The organism is Streptomyces glaucescens, from assembly GCF_002154375.1.
Taxonomy (GTDB): Bacteria; Actinomycetota; Actinomycetes; order Streptomycetales; family Streptomycetaceae; genus Streptomyces; species Streptomyces glaucescens.
The window spans coordinates 24,354-39,289 of record NZ_MUND01000296.1 but is presented as its reverse complement, the minus strand read 5'-3'; the positions used below and the strand labels follow the sequence as shown (position 1 = coordinate 39,289).

At 71.5% G+C, this 14,936-nt stretch carries 13 protein-coding genes and 2 pseudogenes; 7 read left to right on the top strand and 8 right to left on the bottom strand.

Annotation, left to right across the window (positions count from 1 at the left end; all coding sequences use genetic code 11):
• Window positions 1-71: 71 nt before the first annotated feature.
• Both CCN42_RS20175 and CCN42_RS20170 read right to left on the bottom strand, forming a co-directional pair.
• Window positions 72-806, bottom strand: a pseudogene (locus CCN42_RS20175) (YoaK family protein).
• On the bottom strand, window positions 787-1,035 hold the full coding sequence (locus CCN42_RS20170) for a hypothetical protein (RefSeq protein WP_339384351.1): 249 nt from the start codon (window positions 1,033-1,035) through the stop codon (window positions 787-789). Before CCN42_RS20170 ends, CCN42_RS20175 begins: the two are co-directional and overlap by 20 nt.
• A gap of 219 nt (window positions 1,036-1,254) precedes the next feature.
• Here CCN42_RS20170 and CCN42_RS20165 point away from each other — a divergent pair, with 219 nt between their 5' ends.
• The gene (locus tag CCN42_RS20165) at window positions 1,255-2,226 is read left to right on the top strand and encodes an alpha/beta hydrolase (RefSeq protein WP_086737563.1); all 972 of its coding nucleotides are present in this window, start codon (window positions 1,255-1,257) and stop codon (window positions 2,224-2,226) included.
• 39 nt (window positions 2,227-2,265) lie between these two features.
• Window positions 2,266-2,988, top strand: coding sequence for an alpha/beta fold hydrolase (locus tag CCN42_RS20160; RefSeq protein ID WP_086737561.1), 723 nt, complete (start codon window positions 2,266-2,268; stop codon window positions 2,986-2,988).
• 198 nt (window positions 2,989-3,186) lie between these two features.
• On the opposite strand, the gene CCN42_RS20155 is transcribed toward CCN42_RS20160, so the two are convergent.
• The 3 genes from CCN42_RS20155 to CCN42_RS20145 all read right to left on the bottom strand — a co-directional run bounded on the left by CCN42_RS20155 (window position 3,187) and on the right by CCN42_RS20145 (window position 7,258).
• Window positions 3,187-4,722, bottom strand: coding sequence for a non-reducing end alpha-L-arabinofuranosidase family hydrolase (locus CCN42_RS20155; protein ID WP_386578954.1), 1,536 nt, complete (start codon window positions 4,720-4,722; stop codon window positions 3,187-3,189).
• Window positions 4,723-4,927: 205 nt separating this feature from the next.
• Window positions 4,928-6,202 (bottom strand): glycoside hydrolase family 6 protein, encoded by a 1,275-nt coding sequence (locus tag CCN42_RS20150; protein WP_086737559.1) that lies wholly within the window; start codon window positions 6,200-6,202, stop codon window positions 4,928-4,930.
• Window positions 6,203-6,292: 90 nt separating this feature from the next.
• Entirely contained in the window at window positions 6,293-7,258 is a 966-nt protein-coding gene (locus CCN42_RS20145; protein ID WP_086737557.1) for a glycoside hydrolase family 6 protein, read from the bottom strand.
• Window positions 7,259-7,624: 366 nt separating this feature from the next.
• Between CCN42_RS20145 and CCN42_RS20140 the strand changes: the two genes are divergently transcribed.
• The gene (locus tag CCN42_RS20140; RefSeq protein WP_169731491.1) at window positions 7,625-8,638 is read left to right on the top strand and encodes a LacI family DNA-binding transcriptional regulator; all 1,014 of its coding nucleotides are present in this window, start codon (window positions 7,625-7,627) and stop codon (window positions 8,636-8,638) included.
• 19 nt (window positions 8,639-8,657) lie between these two features.
• Here CCN42_RS20140 and CCN42_RS20135 read toward each other — a convergent pair whose 3' ends face one another.
• From CCN42_RS20135 to CCN42_RS20125, 3 genes and pseudogenes are all read right to left on the bottom strand, one after another.
• On the bottom strand, window positions 8,658-8,915 hold the full coding sequence (locus CCN42_RS20135; RefSeq protein ID WP_107427618.1) for a non-reducing end alpha-L-arabinofuranosidase family hydrolase: 258 nt from the start codon (window positions 8,913-8,915) through the stop codon (window positions 8,658-8,660).
• A 31-nt stretch (window positions 8,916-8,946) separates the two neighbouring features.
• A pseudogene (locus CCN42_RS20130) lies at window positions 8,947-9,249 on the bottom strand (endo-1,4-beta-xylanase); the annotation flags it as partial.
• Between the two features lie 50 nt (window positions 9,250-9,299).
• Window positions 9,300-10,910 carry a glycoside hydrolase family 43 protein gene (locus tag CCN42_RS20125; RefSeq protein WP_086737555.1) on the bottom strand — a complete coding sequence of 537 codons (1,611 nt, stop codon included), beginning with the start codon at window positions 10,908-10,910 and terminating at the stop codon, window positions 9,300-9,302.
• A gap of 388 nt (window positions 10,911-11,298) precedes the next feature.
• Here CCN42_RS20125 and CCN42_RS20120 point away from each other — a divergent pair, with 388 nt between their 5' ends.
• The 4 genes from CCN42_RS20120 (at window position 11,299) to CCN42_RS20110 (ending at window position 14,908) form a co-directional block, all read left to right on the top strand.
• The gene (locus CCN42_RS20120; protein ID WP_086737554.1) at window positions 11,299-12,945 is read left to right on the top strand and encodes a glycoside hydrolase family 27 protein; all 1,647 of its coding nucleotides are present in this window, start codon (window positions 11,299-11,301) and stop codon (window positions 12,943-12,945) included.
• Window positions 12,946-13,252: 307 nt separating this feature from the next.
• Window positions 13,253-13,753, top strand: a complete 501-nt coding sequence (locus CCN42_RS44585) for a CE1 family esterase (protein ID WP_245877382.1) — start codon at window positions 13,253-13,255, stop codon at window positions 13,751-13,753.
• Between the two features lie 138 nt (window positions 13,754-13,891).
• Complete coding sequence (locus tag CCN42_RS43790; RefSeq protein WP_211294753.1) at window positions 13,892-14,230, top strand: cellulose binding domain-containing protein; 339 nt, start codon at window positions 13,892-13,894, stop codon at window positions 14,228-14,230.
• 474 nt (window positions 14,231-14,704) lie between these two features.
• Window positions 14,705-14,908 carry a cold-shock protein gene (locus CCN42_RS20110; RefSeq protein WP_030404051.1) on the top strand — a complete coding sequence of 68 codons (204 nt, stop codon included), beginning with the start codon at window positions 14,705-14,707 and terminating at the stop codon, window positions 14,906-14,908.
• Window positions 14,909-14,936: the final 28 nt, after the last annotated feature.

The window sequence follows — 14,936 nt, the reverse complement described above, 5'->3', positions numbered from 1 at the left end:
GGGCTGAGTCGGGAGGGGGAGGGGCGGACGGGCCGCGCCCGGTGGCTCCCCTCCCCGTAATACCGTGGGCGTCAGCCGGAGGGGGGCCTGGTCCAGGCCGCGTCGGAGGACGAGTGACGGCGTACGGCCAGGAACACGCCCGCCAGCAGTACGGCGATCACTCCCAGGACGAGGGTGACGTCCGTGTACCGCAGCAGCACCGCGCCGCCCAGGGCGGCGAGGAACATGGCGAGGACGGAGAGGATCCGCCGCCCCGGCCGGGGTGCCGCCCCGCCGGCCGGGCCGGAGTCCGCGGCCAGCCCCGTCAGCGTCAGGACGGTCGTGGTCGGATCGGGCACGCCCAGCCGCCGGGCGACCGCGTTCTGCAGGCCCATCGCCGGCCCGAGGGCCACGATCAGGACGTGGCGCACCGCCGTGGTCACCTGCCGTGCGCGACGGCCGCCGCCGCGACGGCCACCGCGACCAGCACCAGCTGCACCGCGCAGGCCCGGGCCGGCAGCCGGGCCCGGTGGGCCGCGAAGCGGGTGCCGAACCGGCCGCCCGCCAGCGCGCCGCCCAGGAACGCGGCCATCGCGGCGACGGACGCGAGGGCGGACAGGCCCTCGGCACCCGCCAGGACGAACCCGAGGAAGACCACGTTGCCGGTCATGCCGGCGACGAAGACGTGGCCCAGGGCCAGATGGCTCACCGCGTCGACCAGGCCGGTCACCACCGTCAGCGTGAGCATGAGCGGCGGCAGCGGACCGTGCGGGTCCCCCGGGGGGCGGCAGCAGGGTGCGGGCGGCGTCAGTCAGCAGCTTGCGCATACCGATGCGTCCCCTCCGGCGCCGTGGGGCGGTGCAGCACCACCCGGCTGAGCAGTCCGCTGACGGGGCCGAGCACCAGGGCCGCGGCACAGACCCGCACCGGCCAAGGGGTGACGCCCAGCGCGTGGTCGGCGGACCAGCGGCCGGTGAGCGCCAGCGTCGCGGCGACGACGACCAGGACGAGGGGATACTCGTAGCCGTCGTTCTGGACCCACAGGCCCTTGGCCACGGACGGTGCGCGCGGGTGTCCCGGAAGTGCACCGAAAGGCGTGCCGACAGCGCACCGGACGCACCGTGCGCTGCGGGGTCACCGCCGGTGCACTGGCGGTCAATTCCCCCGTGCCACACGGTCCTAGCGTGACGGGGCAGCGGAGCACGGCCGGTGCCGGCGCCCCGTTCACGAGACCGCCGGGGCGACCGGCGCACCACGAGAATGCAGGAGTGTGCGATGTCCGATGTTGTGGAGCCGGTGCGTCCGGTGCTGGAACCGCAGGCGGCCGCGTTCGCCGAGGCCACCGCCAACCCGCCGTACCTGTTCCAGCTGCCGCCCGCCGAAGGCCGCAAGGCGGTCGACGAGGTGCAGTCCGGCGACACCCCCAAGCCGGAGATCGACGAGGAGTGGATCACCGTCCAGGGCGGCCCGACCGGCAGCGTCCGCGCCCGCATCGTCAGGCCCGCCGGCGCCGAGGGCACCCTGCCGGTGATCCTCTACATCCACGGCGCGGGCTGGGTGTTCGGCAACGCCCACACGCACGACCGCCTGGTCCGCGAACTCGCCGTGGGCGCGAACGCGGCCGTGGTCTTCCCCGAGTACGACCTCTCGCCCGAGGCCCGCTACCCGGTCGCCATCGAGCAGAACTACGCCGTCGCGCGGTGGGTCGTCCAGGAGGGTGCGGCCAGGAACCTCGACGGCTCCCGGCTGGCCGTGGCCGGTGACTCCGTGGGCGGCAACATGACCGCCGCGCTGACCCTGATGGCCAAGCAGCGCGGCGACGTCCGGCCGGTCCAGCAGGTGCTGTTCTACCCCGTCACCGACGCGAGCTTCGACACCGGCTCCTACCACCAGTTCGCCGAGGGCTACTTCCTGCGCCGCGACGGCATGCGGTGGTTCTGGGACCAGTACACCACCGACGAGGCCGAGCGCGCCCAGATCACCGCCTCCCCGCTGCGCGCCACCGCCGAGCAGCTCACCGGTCTGCCGCCCGCCCTGGTCATCACCGCCGAGGCGGACGTCCTGCGCGACGAGGGCGAGGCCTACGCGAACAGGCTCCGCACCGCCGGCGTCCCCGTCACCGCCGTCCGGTTCCAGGGCGTCATCCACGACTTCGTCATGCTCGACGCCCTGCGCACCACCCATGCCGCCGAGGCCGCCATCACCCTCGCCGCCACCACCCTGCGCACCGCCCTGCACGCCGGCTGACCCGGCCGCCCACCCCACCGAACCAGGAGAAGAACACCCATGGCCACCCAGCCCACTCCCACGGTCGTCCTCGTCCACGGCGCCTTCGCCGACGGCGGCAGCTGGTCCGGGGTCGTCGCCGAACTCCAGCGCCACGGCATCCCCGTGGTCGCCGTCTCCAACCCGCTGCGCGGACTGGCGTCGGACGCGGCCTACATCGCCTCCGTGGCCGCCCAGATCGACGGCCCCGTCGTCCTGGTCGGCCACTCCTACGGCGGCGCCCTGATCACCGTGGCCGGCGCCACGGAGAACGTCACCGGCCTCGTCTACATCGCCGCGTACGCGCTGGAGGAGGGGGAGAGCCTCGGTGAACTCCAGGGCCGCTTCCCCCTGTCGCGCCTCGTCAGCAACTTGAAGCAGGCCACGTACCCGGTGGACGGCGGCGAGCCGGCCGTCGAGGTCACCATCCAGGAGGAGGCCTTCCCCGAGATCTTCGCCGCCGACGTCCCGGCCGACGTCACCAGGATCCTGGCCGCCTCCCAGCGCCCGCTCGCCGCGGGCGCCTTCGAGGAGAAGGCGGCCGTGGCCGCGTGGCGCACCAAGCCCTCGTGGGCTCTCGTCGCCGCCGCGGACCAGGCGATCAACCCGGAGGTGGAGCGCTTCGGCGCCCAGCGCGCCGGTGCCACGACCGTCGAGCTGGTGGGCGCCTCCCACGCCGTCGCCGTCTCCCGGCCGAGGGAGGTCGCGGACCTCATCCGCGACGCGGTACGCGCGACGAGCTGACACCGCACACAGGGGTACGGCGCGCCCGTCGGGCCGGGTGCGCGGGGCCGGGGAACGGCACCGGCCCCGCTGGTCCGGCCCGGACCACCGCCGGTCCGCCCACCGTGCCGCCACCACCGCCCCACTCCTGACCGGTGACGCGCGCCCCGCCGGTGTCGCGTCGTCCGGCGGGGCGCGTGGCTGCTCAGCGGCGTTCGGTCAGCAGGTGGAGTTCGTCTGCGTGAGCAGACCCATGCGCCAGGGCAGGCGGAGGTAGTCGCCGCCGGCGTTGGGGTCCATGCCCTGGTAGACGTACCGCAGTCGGCACGGATCGATGGTCAGGGTCTGGTCGTTGCTCGCGCGGATCAGCTCACCGTGGCTGATGTCCTGGGTCCAGGCACCGCCGGGGAAGGAGACGTTGGCGCGGCCCGCGAAGGGCTCGTTCTCCGTGGCGGCGAGGGGAGTCCAGGTGCCGGTGAGACTGGTGGAGGTGTAGGAGCGGAAGTAGCGTCGGCCGGTGGAGCCGATGGCCTCCTGGAGGAGCAGGTACTGGTTGCTGCCCGCGACCTTGTAGACGTTGGACGCCTCGAACAGGTTGAACTTGGTGTCCGACAGCACGATCCGCGTGTTGCCGAAGCCGTTCGGGAAGTTGGCCAGGCTGGTCTGGGCGCGGTAGATGTGGCCGTTGTCGTCGCTGAAGAACAGGTGGCAGTCGGCCGTGTCGCAGATGACCCAGAAGTCGATCCAGGTGCCGTCGCCCTTGTTCTGGGTGACGATGGGCGGCTCCTGGGAGATGAAGGTGCGCGGCGCGGACCAGGAGCGCGGATCGGCGGGGTTCGTGCTGGTGGAGTAGGTGGGCGGACCGGTCTGGTAGACCATGTACCACAGGTTCTGCGGCGCGAAGTAGAACACCTGCGGGGCGGCGCGGTATCCGGGCCCGATGGCCGACGCGGTGTCGAGGTAGGTGTGCGGTGCGGAGGCGGCCTGCGACCAGTCGGCGAAGTTGAACTGGACCAGTCCCCAGCCGGAGGGGCTGGCGGTGGTCGCGTACGTCAGCCACTGGTTGTTGTGCCGCACGACGGAGAAGTCCTTGATCGCGAGCGCCTGCGGGTGCTGCGCGTCCGGCTTCGGACCGGCCAGGACACCGCTGGAGGACCAGCGGAACGTCGACGGCAGTGTGCCGCCGCTCCCGGAACCGACGCGGACCAGTTGCCACTGCTGGTTGGCCCCGCCCCAGTCGGCGTACTGCACGACCTTGGCGCCGTCCGCGGTGGAGCCGCCCTGCACCTCGACGGCCTTGCCGCTGTTGCGGTTGATCAGCCGGACGTGGCCGTCCGGTGAATCGGCCAGCCGGAACTGCTGGTTGGTGCCGTTCAGGTCACTCCACTGCACGATGCCCGCACCGTCGGCGGTGGAGTAGTTGTACACGTCGAGCACTTTGCCGGAGTGCTGGGCCCGCAGGCGGTAGTAGCCGCCGCCCGAGTCGACGAACTGGAACCGCTGGTTGGCGCTGTCGCTGCGGGTCCACTGCTGGACGGACGCGCCGTTGGCGGTGTCCGCGCCGGACACGTCGAGCGCCTTCCCGCTGCCCCGGTTGACCAGCACGTACCACGCGTTCGGGTCCACGGTGGCCGCCCGCGCCGTCCCGGCGGCACCGAGCGTGGACAGGAGTGCCGCAAGCAAGGCGGTCACGGCGGTCAGCACCGCTGTTCGTCCGCCGCGCCTCGGCCGTCGGGATGGATATGCCATGTGCATGCCTGTCATGTACGGACTCTCCTTGGCTGAGTGCCGGGTGAGCGACCGGGCGGCGGGGCGGCGCGCGGAGCTCACCGGTGGGGGAGGGCTCTGTTGAACGAAATGTCGAACAATGGTCGATCGTTGGAGCAGCAGTAACCCCAAGGCCCCGGGAACCGTGGCCCTGGAAACCAAGGGCCCCGGAAACCCAGGGCCCCGGCCGGGATCAGCGGTTGAACTTCAGGCGCGGTGCCGCATTGCGGGCCAGCGCGTGGGCCTGATCGGGCCACCAGGTGCCCGCGGGCGGGTCCACGATGCCGTACTCGGGGTCGATCGCGCCGCCGGTGTTCCGCGTGCAGCTGCCGTCGGACTCACCGGGGATCTTGACCCACAGGTAGGCGTCGACGAGGGGGACACCGGTGTCGGCGGTGGGGCGCGGGCCGAGACCGCGGCCGGGCGCGTTGCACCAGATCTCCGGGTCCCCGCTGTACTTGCCCGGCTCCGGGGTCCAGGCACCCCGGCCGTTGCGGCTGGTGTCGATCACGAAGTGACGCAGCTCGCCGGCCGGCGGGGTGCCCACGTTCCGGTCGAACCAGGCGTCGGTCCACCGCCAGGTGGCGGGGTCGGTGGAGGAGACGGCGTTGCCGGGGGTGCCGTCGTTGGGGGCGGCGGACGAGTAGTACTGGCCGGCGCAACGCTCGGCGTGGCCGCGCGCCTCCTCGGGGCCCTGGGTGGCGTACCACATGCACTTCGCCACCCAGGTGCCGTACTTGGCGTTGTGGTCCGTGGGATGGGTGTTGGACACGTTCAGCGCGAAGCCGTCGCCGTACCGGACCCCGGCGTCCAGCAGCCGCTGCGCCATCTCACCGACGGGGCGCCACTGGACGTTGCCCGCGTCCAGGTAGACCGCGGTGCGGGGCTTCGCCTTCAGGGTCCTGACGGCGTATGCGAGGTCGGCGATCCGGGCGGCCGTGAGTTCGCCGGCCGGGTCCACGGCGGGCCCGCAGTCCTTGGGGAGGAGGGCCGTGCCGTCGGGTTCGACGACGACCACCGCCTTGCTGTCGCCGAGGCCGGCGGCGAAGGCGTCGATCCACTGCCGGTAGGCGGCGGACGACGCGGCTCCGCCGCTGGAGTACTGCGTGCAGTCCCGGCCCGGGACGTTGTAGGCGACCAGGACGGGCGTCCGGCCCACGGCGCGGGCCCGATGGACGAGCCTGCTCACCTTGGAGCGCACCTCGCCGGGCGTCCCCTCGGTGAACCACTCGGCCTGCGGCCAGCTCGCGACCTTGGCCATGTTCACGGCGTTCTCGACGTCGCCGTTCCGGAAGTCCACGAGAGCCTGCTTCGCGGCCTTGCTGTGCGGGTCCACGTAGAACTCTGTGGCCGGGGTGATGACGTCCTGCGTGGGTGAGGCCTGCGCCTGCGTCGCGGTGAGAGCGGCGCAGGCGGTGAGGGCCGCGACGACGGCGGCCGCGCGGCGCCGTGGACTGCGTGGGTTCATGGCTGCTTCCTGGTCGTTGAGCGGGTCGCGGGAACGCCCGCCACCTCCGGCGGACCGCCGGTTGCCGGGGCGGGCGGCGGGAGTCCTGGATCAGTAGCCGTGGATCATCTTGTAGGCGACCTCGGGGAGGAACTGTCCGGCCGTGGAGCCGGTACCGACCCCGCAGTTGCCGTCCGACTCCCCCGGGGTCTTGATCCACAGGAGCATCTCGGCGCCTCCGCCCGTCCGGGTGGGCGTGCCGATGCGGCGGCCCGCGGGGTTGCACCACTGTCCGTCGGAGCCGTTGCCGTTGCGGCTGGTGTCCACCACGAACGGCTTGGTGTAGCCGTAGCGGGCGCTGAGTTGGCTGTTGACGGCGTTGCCGTAGGCGGTGTTCTCGGCGGTGGTGAAGTAGTTGGAGACGTTGAGGGAGAAGCCGTGGGCCTGACGGAGGCCGGCTTCGTGGAGGCGCTGGGCCATGGTCGCCGCGTCGGCCCAGCGCGGGTTGCCGGCGTCCAGGTAGACCCAGGTGTTGGGAGCCTGGCGGTTGAACTGGGCGAGGGCGCCGCTGAGCATGCCCTCGCGTTCGTCGATCTGCGCCTGGGTCATGCAGCCGTAGTCCCCGAGGGAGTCCGGTTCGAGGATGACGACGGCCGGGCGCGTGCCGATACCGCCGGCGAACTGGGCGATCCAGTCGGCGTAGGCGGCCGGCGAAGCCGCTCCGCCGCCGGAGTGCCCACCGCAGTGGTCTCGGTGGTAGATGTTGTAGGCGACGAGGATGGGCAGTTTGTCCCGCTGGTCCGCCGCCCCGACGTAGGCGCCCGCGGCGGTGCCGATGGTGCCGCTCCAGGAGCCGAACCAGCGGGCCATCGGTGTGTTGGCGATCGAGGTGTTGATGGCGGCGGCCCGGCCGTCTCCGGGGTTGGCGGCCACCCACCTCTTCGGGCTGGAGTCGGGGTCCACGTAGAACCCACTGGTCATGGTGGTCGGGTCGGCCGCGTGGGCGGACGGTGCGGCGGCGAACGCCAGCGGCAGGGCGAAGAGCGCTGCGGCCAAGGCGCGGAGTCTGCGGCGCATGACGGGACCTCGTTCTCCTGGCAGGGATGGTCGCATGCGCTCGTCCCGAGCATGCGACGCGCTGAGGAAGTGCGGGGGCAGGGGCACCTGGGAGCGCTCCCATTGGAAGCGGTCCCAGTGTGCGGTGAAGGTGTTGGGCGTGGTCGGTATGGTGTGACGGGGTAGTTGAGCTGTCAAGAGCCTCTGCGCAAGTAAGAGTGCAGGCGGTCCGTCCGCGAAGATTGGGAAACAAAAACTGGAAGCGGTCCCAGTCCTTCGGTCGCTGATGGCTCCGTGCCGGTCCCCTGCCGTCCACCGGGCGGGTGGCAGCCGCAGGGGCCGAGGTGAGAGGCTGCCCCTCCGGTCGAGAGGGAGAGGCTCAGGTTCATGGCAGAGGATGCGCCGCGTCGGCAGCCGACGCTCGACGAGGTGGCCGAACGCGCCGGTGTCTCCCGCTCCGTGGCCTCCCGCGCCCTCAACAACGCTCCGCACGTCAGCCGCGCCAAGCGCGAGGCGGTCGAGCGGGCGGTCCGGCAACTCGGGTACGTACCCAATCCGACCGCCCGCGCGCTGGCCACGCGTCAGACGGGAGCGGCCGCCCTGGTCGTCTCCGGCGAGGACCCGTCGATCTTCGCCGATCCCTTCTTCGCCCAGGTGATCGTGGGGGCGTCGGCCGCCCTGGAGGAGGCCGACCTGCATCTGATGCTGTGCCTGGCCGCCTCCGACCGGGGCCGCAAGCGGGTCGAGGAACTCCTTCGCTCCAAGGGGGCGGACGGTGTGATGCTGATGGCGCTGCGCGAGGACGATCCGCTGGGCCGCATGGCGGCCGAGGCGCAGATGCCCGTCGTGTTCGGCGGACGCCCGGTCGGTCCGGCTCCCCGGTGGTACGTGGACGTCGACAACGCCGGCGGAGCGCGCGAGGCGACCGAGCACCTGGTCTCGCGCGGCCGGAGGCGCGTGGCCGCGATCTGCGGGCGTCTGGACACCGAGGCCGGACGCGCCCGGTACCGCGGCTACCGGGACGCCATGCTGGGCGCAGGTCTCGATCCGCTCCCTCCGCGGGAGGGGGACTTCACCGAGCCCAGCGGAGCCGCCGCCATGGCCGCACTGCTGGCCGACCATCCCGACGTGGACGGGGTGTTCGCCGCCAACGACAACATGGCGGCGGGAGCGCTGCGCACGTTGCGGGAGGCCGGCCGGCGGGTCCCCGCCGATGTCGCCGTGGTCGGTTTCGACGACCTGACGGTCGCGCAGATCGCCGATCCGCCGCTCACCACCGTCCATCAGCCCATAGAGGCCTTCGGACGGGAGATGGCGCGCATGCTCGTCGCACTCGTCAACGGACAGGATCCCACCCCGCTCATCCTCCCCACCCGCCTGGTCATCCGCTCCAGCGCCTGACGGCCGTGCCCGCACCCGGTCAGCGGGCCGAGTCGGTCTGGGTGAGGAGGCCGAGCCGCCGCGGGAGGAGGCTGTCGTCACCGCCCGCGCCGGGGTTCATGCCCGGGTAGAGGCACTGGAGCCGGCAGGCGGGGATGGTGAGGGTCTGGTCGCGGCCGGCCCGGATCGTCTCGCCGCGGCTGATGTCCCGGGTCCAGGCGCCCGCCGGGAAGCTGACCTTGCCGGCCCGTGCGAACGGGTTGCTCTCGGAAGCGGGGAGGGGCGTCCGGGAGGGCAGCGCGGCGGCGGAGCGCGCCGAACGGGTGGTGGTCCGCGGGGCCGGAGCAGAACGAGCCGCGGGACGGCTCGGTCGTGTCCCACTTCATCTCGTTCTCGGGAGTGACCGAGGCGAACTCGCGGTCCAGGACGGTGGTGCATGGGCCGTCGCCGAGCCTGCCGGCGGCCACGGCGGCTCCGAAGTGCCGCCCGGACCGGGCCGCCTGGGCGCCCGGAGCGGAGGCCCGGACGGCATCGGGTGAGCCGGTCGCGGTACCGGGTGTCACCAGGACGGTGGCGGCCAGTGGGCCCAGGACCGAGGCCCGGCGAAGGCCGGGCCGCTTCAGCGGGTTCACGGCTCTCCTCGTCGGCGTGGGGGGTTGGGCGATGCGGTCGGTGGCTCGGCTCAGGGCGTGGACAGCTCGAACTGTGTGACGCGGACCGAGCCGCCGAGCGCCTGAGTGGCGTGGTTGAACAGGGCGAATCGGTAGCCCATGAAGAACCGCCAGTCGTTGCCCATGGAGAAGGCGGGTCCGAGACGGGTGAAGGTGGTTCCGTCGGTGCTGTAGGAGAAGGTCCCGGGGCGTGGCGCGCCAGGGCGGATGTCCGCGCTCGCGCGCAGCCAGATCCGGCCGCCCGGGACGGGCGCGCTCGCGAGCTCGGTGCCGGTGTGGGTGGTGTTCCAGTTGGTGTCCATGGTCGGCCCGCTGACCATCACCACCCGCGTCACGCCACCGTCGCGCTTGAGGCCGATCCAGGCGGAGGAGTCCCGCAGCAGCGCGAGTCCGGCCCGGTCGCCGTCCCGCATCGCCGCGTGGTCGAGCTGGACCGTGGCGGTGGAGGTGGGGCCCTGGATGCGGTGCGTGAGGGTGTTGCGGGCCCAGTAGAGGTCCTGGGTGACGGTCGCGGTCCGCAGGGTCAGGCCGTTGCCGACGGACCACTTGGTGGGGTCCGGGTTGTGGTTCCACTCCCATCTCGGCTTGAGGGCCGTGCCGTCGAAGGTGTCGACGCCGGTCATCGGGGTGACCTGGCGGGGCGGCGTGGGGACGGCCGGGCGGGGATACGACGTGCCCCACGCGCCGTTGTCGAGCTGCACGACGGGCCAGCCGTCCGCGGTCCAGGTGACCGGCGCCAGGGCAGGCATGCGGCCGCCGGGATACGCGTCGACGAAGGCCAGGTAGTACCAGGCGCCGCTCTGCGTCCGCACCAGTCCGCCCTGGTGGGGGACACCGCCGCCGGGGATCGGTCCGCGCAGGTCGAGCAGGACCTGCCGCATCGTGTACGGACCGAAGGGGCCACTCGACGACTTCAGGATGTACTGGCCGTTCGCGGGGCGGGTCAGGAAGATGTAGTACTGGCCGTTGATCTTGTAGAAGCGGGCGCCCTCCAGGGTGCCCACGCTCGACGGTGTCCTGAAGACCTCCTGCGTACGGACCTGGCTGCGGCCGTCGGGGGAGAGCTGGGCCACGCTGATGGTGGTGTTCCCGTACGCCACGTACAGGGTGTCGTCGCTGTCGACGAGCAGCCCGGCGTCGTAGTAGGGGGTGCTGATCGTCGTCAGCCTGTTCCACGGCCCCTCCACCGCGGTGGCGGTGTAGATGTACGTCCGGGCGAAGTCGATCTGGCCGAGCCAGTAGAAGGTCCTGTTGCTCGGCCGGTAGGCCAGTGACGACGCCCAGATGCCTCTGACATAGCCTCGGGCGCCGTTCAGGTCGTACTTGGCGCCGAAGTCGAGCACGGGGACCGAGTGGCCGGCGATCTCCCAGTTCACCAGGTCGTACGAGCGCAGGACGGGTGCGCCAGGCGAGTAGTGCATCGTCGAGGCCGAGGCGTAGTAGGTGTCGCCGACGCGGATGACGTCGATGTCCGCGAAGTCCTGCCAGATCACCGGGTTCGTGTACGCCGCGGCGGTCGCGAGGGCGGGCCCGTGGGGAAGCAGGGCGCCGACGGCGAGGCCGGTGGCGGCAGCGAGCGTGCGACGACGCGTGAGTGGGTGATCAGTCCATGACAGATCCATGTGAGGGCTCTTCTCGCCTTCGTCCAGTGGGGAGTCGGCTCCACCGAGATGGATAGCCGAGGCGGATGTTCGGTATGTCGAACGTAGATCGACCCATCGAGCATCCTGGATGATAGGAGGCCGATGTGACTCGTCAACCCCTCTCGCAGATTCGGTTCTTCCGTCGAAACATTCGGAGGACTCCGCCGCCGAGTAGTGCCAGGTCGATGCCCGCTTGCGGCAGATGGGCCACATGCGCGGTCTCCCTGATCGCGCCGGAGGTGGACCTGGCGCGCGGTGTTGACATGCTCGGCCACCTCTCTAGGATCCGTGGAGCCGTCCCACTTTCCGAATGTTGCTCGAAATTTCGAACTGACTCTTCTTGCTCCGCGTACCGAAGGAGACCTTGGTGCCCAGACGATCAGGCGGACGACTGCTCCGCCTCCTCACGGCCGCCGTGCTGACAGCGGCCGCGTCCGTGACGGTCACAGCCCGGTCCACCGCCTCGGCCGCACCGGGCAGTCCGGCGCTCACCCCACCGCTGGGGTGGAACAGCTGGAACAGCTTCGGGTGCGGGATCACCGAGGCCCAGGTCCGCCAGGCCGCCGACGCGATGGTGTCCTCGGGCATGCGGGACGCCGGCTATCGGTACGTCGTGGTCGACGACTGCTGGTTCGACCCGCAGCGCGACGCCCAGGGCAACCTCCGGGCCAACCCGGCCAAGTTCCCCAGCGGGATGAAGGCGCTCGGGGACTACATCCACAGCAAGGGCCTGAAGTTCGGCATCTACCAGGCGCCCGGCGAGCGCACCTGCGCGCAGGCAGTGGGGAGTTACCCGGGAGCCACGGGCAGCAAGGGCCACGAGGCGCAGGACGCCGCGACATTCGCCTCGTGGGGCGTCGACTACCTCAAGTACGACTGGTGCTCCCCGAGCGGGACCCGTGACGAGCAGGTCGCGCGGTTCACCCTCATGCGCGACGCCCTGCGCGCCACCGGGCGGCCGATCGTGTACAGCATCAATCCCAACAGCCTGCACGCCCCCACCGGCGCCACGTACGACTGGGGCGAGGTCGCCGACCTGTGGCGGACCACCGAGGACCTGCTCGACATCTGGCAGAACGGCAACACCAACAGCTATCCCATGGGCGTCGGCAACGTCCTGGACGTCACCGCGCCGCTGGCCGCGCAGTCGGGGCCGGGACACTGGAACGACCCCGACATGCTGGTCGTCGGCCGTCCCGGCCTGTCGCTGACCGAGTCCCGCTCCCATTTCGCCCTGTGGGCGCTGCTGGGTGCCCCGCTCATGGCCGGCAACGACATCCGCACCATGTCCGCCGACGTGAGCGCGATCCTGCGCAACCCGCGTCTGCTGGCGGTGAACCAGGACCCGCTGGGCGCGGGCGGGCGCAGGGTGCGCGACGACGGCGCCACCGAGGTGTTCGCCAAACCGCTGGCGGACGGCTCGGTCGCGGTGGGCCTGTTCAACCGGGGAGCCGGCACCGCGACGGTCACCACAACGGCCGCCCAGGTCGGGCTCGCCGGCGGGCCGTTCACGCTCACCGACCTGTGGACCGGCGGCACGTCGAGCACGGCCGGGCAGATCTCGGCGAGCGTCCCCGCACACGGCGTCGCCGTGTTCCGGGTGACCGGCGGCAGCCCGCTCACCGCCACCACGTCCCGCCTGCGGGGCAACGCGTCCGGTCGCTGCGCGGACGTGGACAACGCCTCCACCGCCGCGGGCGCCACGGTGCTGATCTGGGACTGCCACACGGCCGCCAACCAGCTGTGGACCACATGGGCCGGCGGTGAGATCCGCGTCTTCGGCGACAAGTGCCTGGACGCCTACAACCAGGGCACCACCAACGGCACCCGTGTCATCACCTGGCCCTGCAACGGCCAGAGCAACCAGAAGTGGACCGTTGGCACCGACGGGTCGATCCGCAACGTCCACGCCGGCCTGTGCCTGGACACCAACGGCGCCGCCACCGGCAACGGGACCCCGCTGGTCCTGTGGACCTGCAACGGCCAGGCCGGCCAGAAGTGGTCCCGCGCGTGAGCAACCGAGGCACGAGCAGAGCACCTTCATGACGACGAGGACAAGGACCCTCTTCGGCCCGCCGTGGTCGCGGCGCTGGTCGCCCTGAGCATGGCAGGCACGGCACTGGGCCGCAGCCGGGGCGAGAACGCACCGCTCACCCCCCCCCGCACGGCTGCCGCATCCGTCGGCGCCACCGCCCCAGCCCCGGATGCGGCAAGACCCCCACCCTGAGGAGCGTGACCCACACCATCGTCAGCGGCGGCAAGGACCGCACCTTCGTCCTGAGATCCCCGACGGCAACGACCGCAGCCGCGCCCACCGGCTGGTGTTCGGATTCCACTGGCCGGGCGGCACCTCGACCGATGTCGCCACGGGCCGCACCGTGGAGACGGGCACCTGGGCCTACTACGGGCTTCAGCGGCTGGCGGACAACAGCGCCGTCTTCGTCGCACCACAAGGCCTCGACAACGGCTGGGCCGACACCGGCGGGGAGGACGTCACCTTCGTCGACGACATGCTCAGGCGGATCGAGGCGGACCTGTGCGTCGACACCACACAGCGCTTCGCCCTGGGGTTCAGCCACGGCGCCGCCATGTCGTACGCCCTCGCGTGTTCCCGCGCGACGGTCTTCCGCGCCGTCGCCATCCAGAGCGGCGGGCAGCTCAGCGGTTGCGGCGGCGGCACCCAGCCCATCGCCTGCCTCGGAGCGCACGGCCTCAGCGGCAGCGTCCTCGGCATCGCCGGCGGACGGGCGATGCGCGGCCGGTACGTCAGGAACAACGGCTGCACCCCCGGAACCCGCCCGAACCGGCACCGGGCAGCCTGACGCACCGGGTCACCACCTACTCGGGCTGCTCGGCCGGGCACCCGGTGGCCTGGGCCGCGTTCGACGAAGGCCACATCGCCGCCCCGCAGGACGGGGCCCCGGTGACAGCGGCACCAGGACCGGGCCGCCGGGTGAGGTGTGGAGGTTCTTCACACAGTTCCAGGCCTCCGACCCGCCGCCGGGTCCGGCGACCTGCCGGGTCACCACCACCGTCCATGCCGGAACACCGGCCTGACTTCGAACGCCACCCTCACCGGCACCGGCGTCACGGCGATCGACGGCCGGTCACTCCTCTTCACCCTGCCCGACGGCCGGACCATCACCTCCGGCTGGAACGCGGTGTACGCACCCGCCTCCGGCCCGGTGACGGCCAGGAACGTCGCTCACAACACCACGATCGCTCCAGGGGCATCGCTCGGCATCGGCTTCAAGGCAGCCCACACCGGCAACACCACCCGCCGGGCTCCTACACCCTGAACGGCACCGCCTGTGCCGTATCCCTCGGGTGCGCGTCGTGACCGGGCGCCTGACGCGATGAGGATGCCGCGAACGGCGCACGGTCCGGGAGCTCGTCCAGTAGGGGGCGTCGTCGTCACACCGCCGCAGGGGCATGGCCCCTGCCCCGCCTCGCTCACGCTGGGCGGGAACCAGGAAAGCGCTCGTGCCGAATCAAAATCTGTGCCCGCGGGCTGAGATTTCAACGGAACATGCGGACAGATTCTCTGCCGTAATAAGAAGGGTGGCATTCTTCACCGCACGCGAGCCGCTGCGGCGTGCTACTGTCGATCTCAGTTGCAGTTGTGGTTCCCGAAACTTCAAGTGCTGTCCGGTCGGCTGTGCCGCTGGGAGCGCTTTTGTATTTCCGGTCTTTTCCGGGCGGGGTGATCATCGCGGCGACACGAGGTTCGCACGGTGCGGATCCCGTATGCACTGCCCCGAAGGAGATATGACATGGCTGCTGGTACCGTGAAGTGGTTCAACGCGGAAAAGGGTTTCGGCTTCATCGAGCAGGACGGCGGCGGCGCTGACGTGTTCGCCCACTACTCGAACATCGCCACCCAGGGCTTCCGTGAGCTGCTGGAGGGCCAGAAGGTGACCTTCGACATCGCGCAGGGCCAGAAGGGCCCGACGGCCGAGAACATCGTTCCCGCCTGACGCTGACTGTCGCATCACTTGTAGCTGG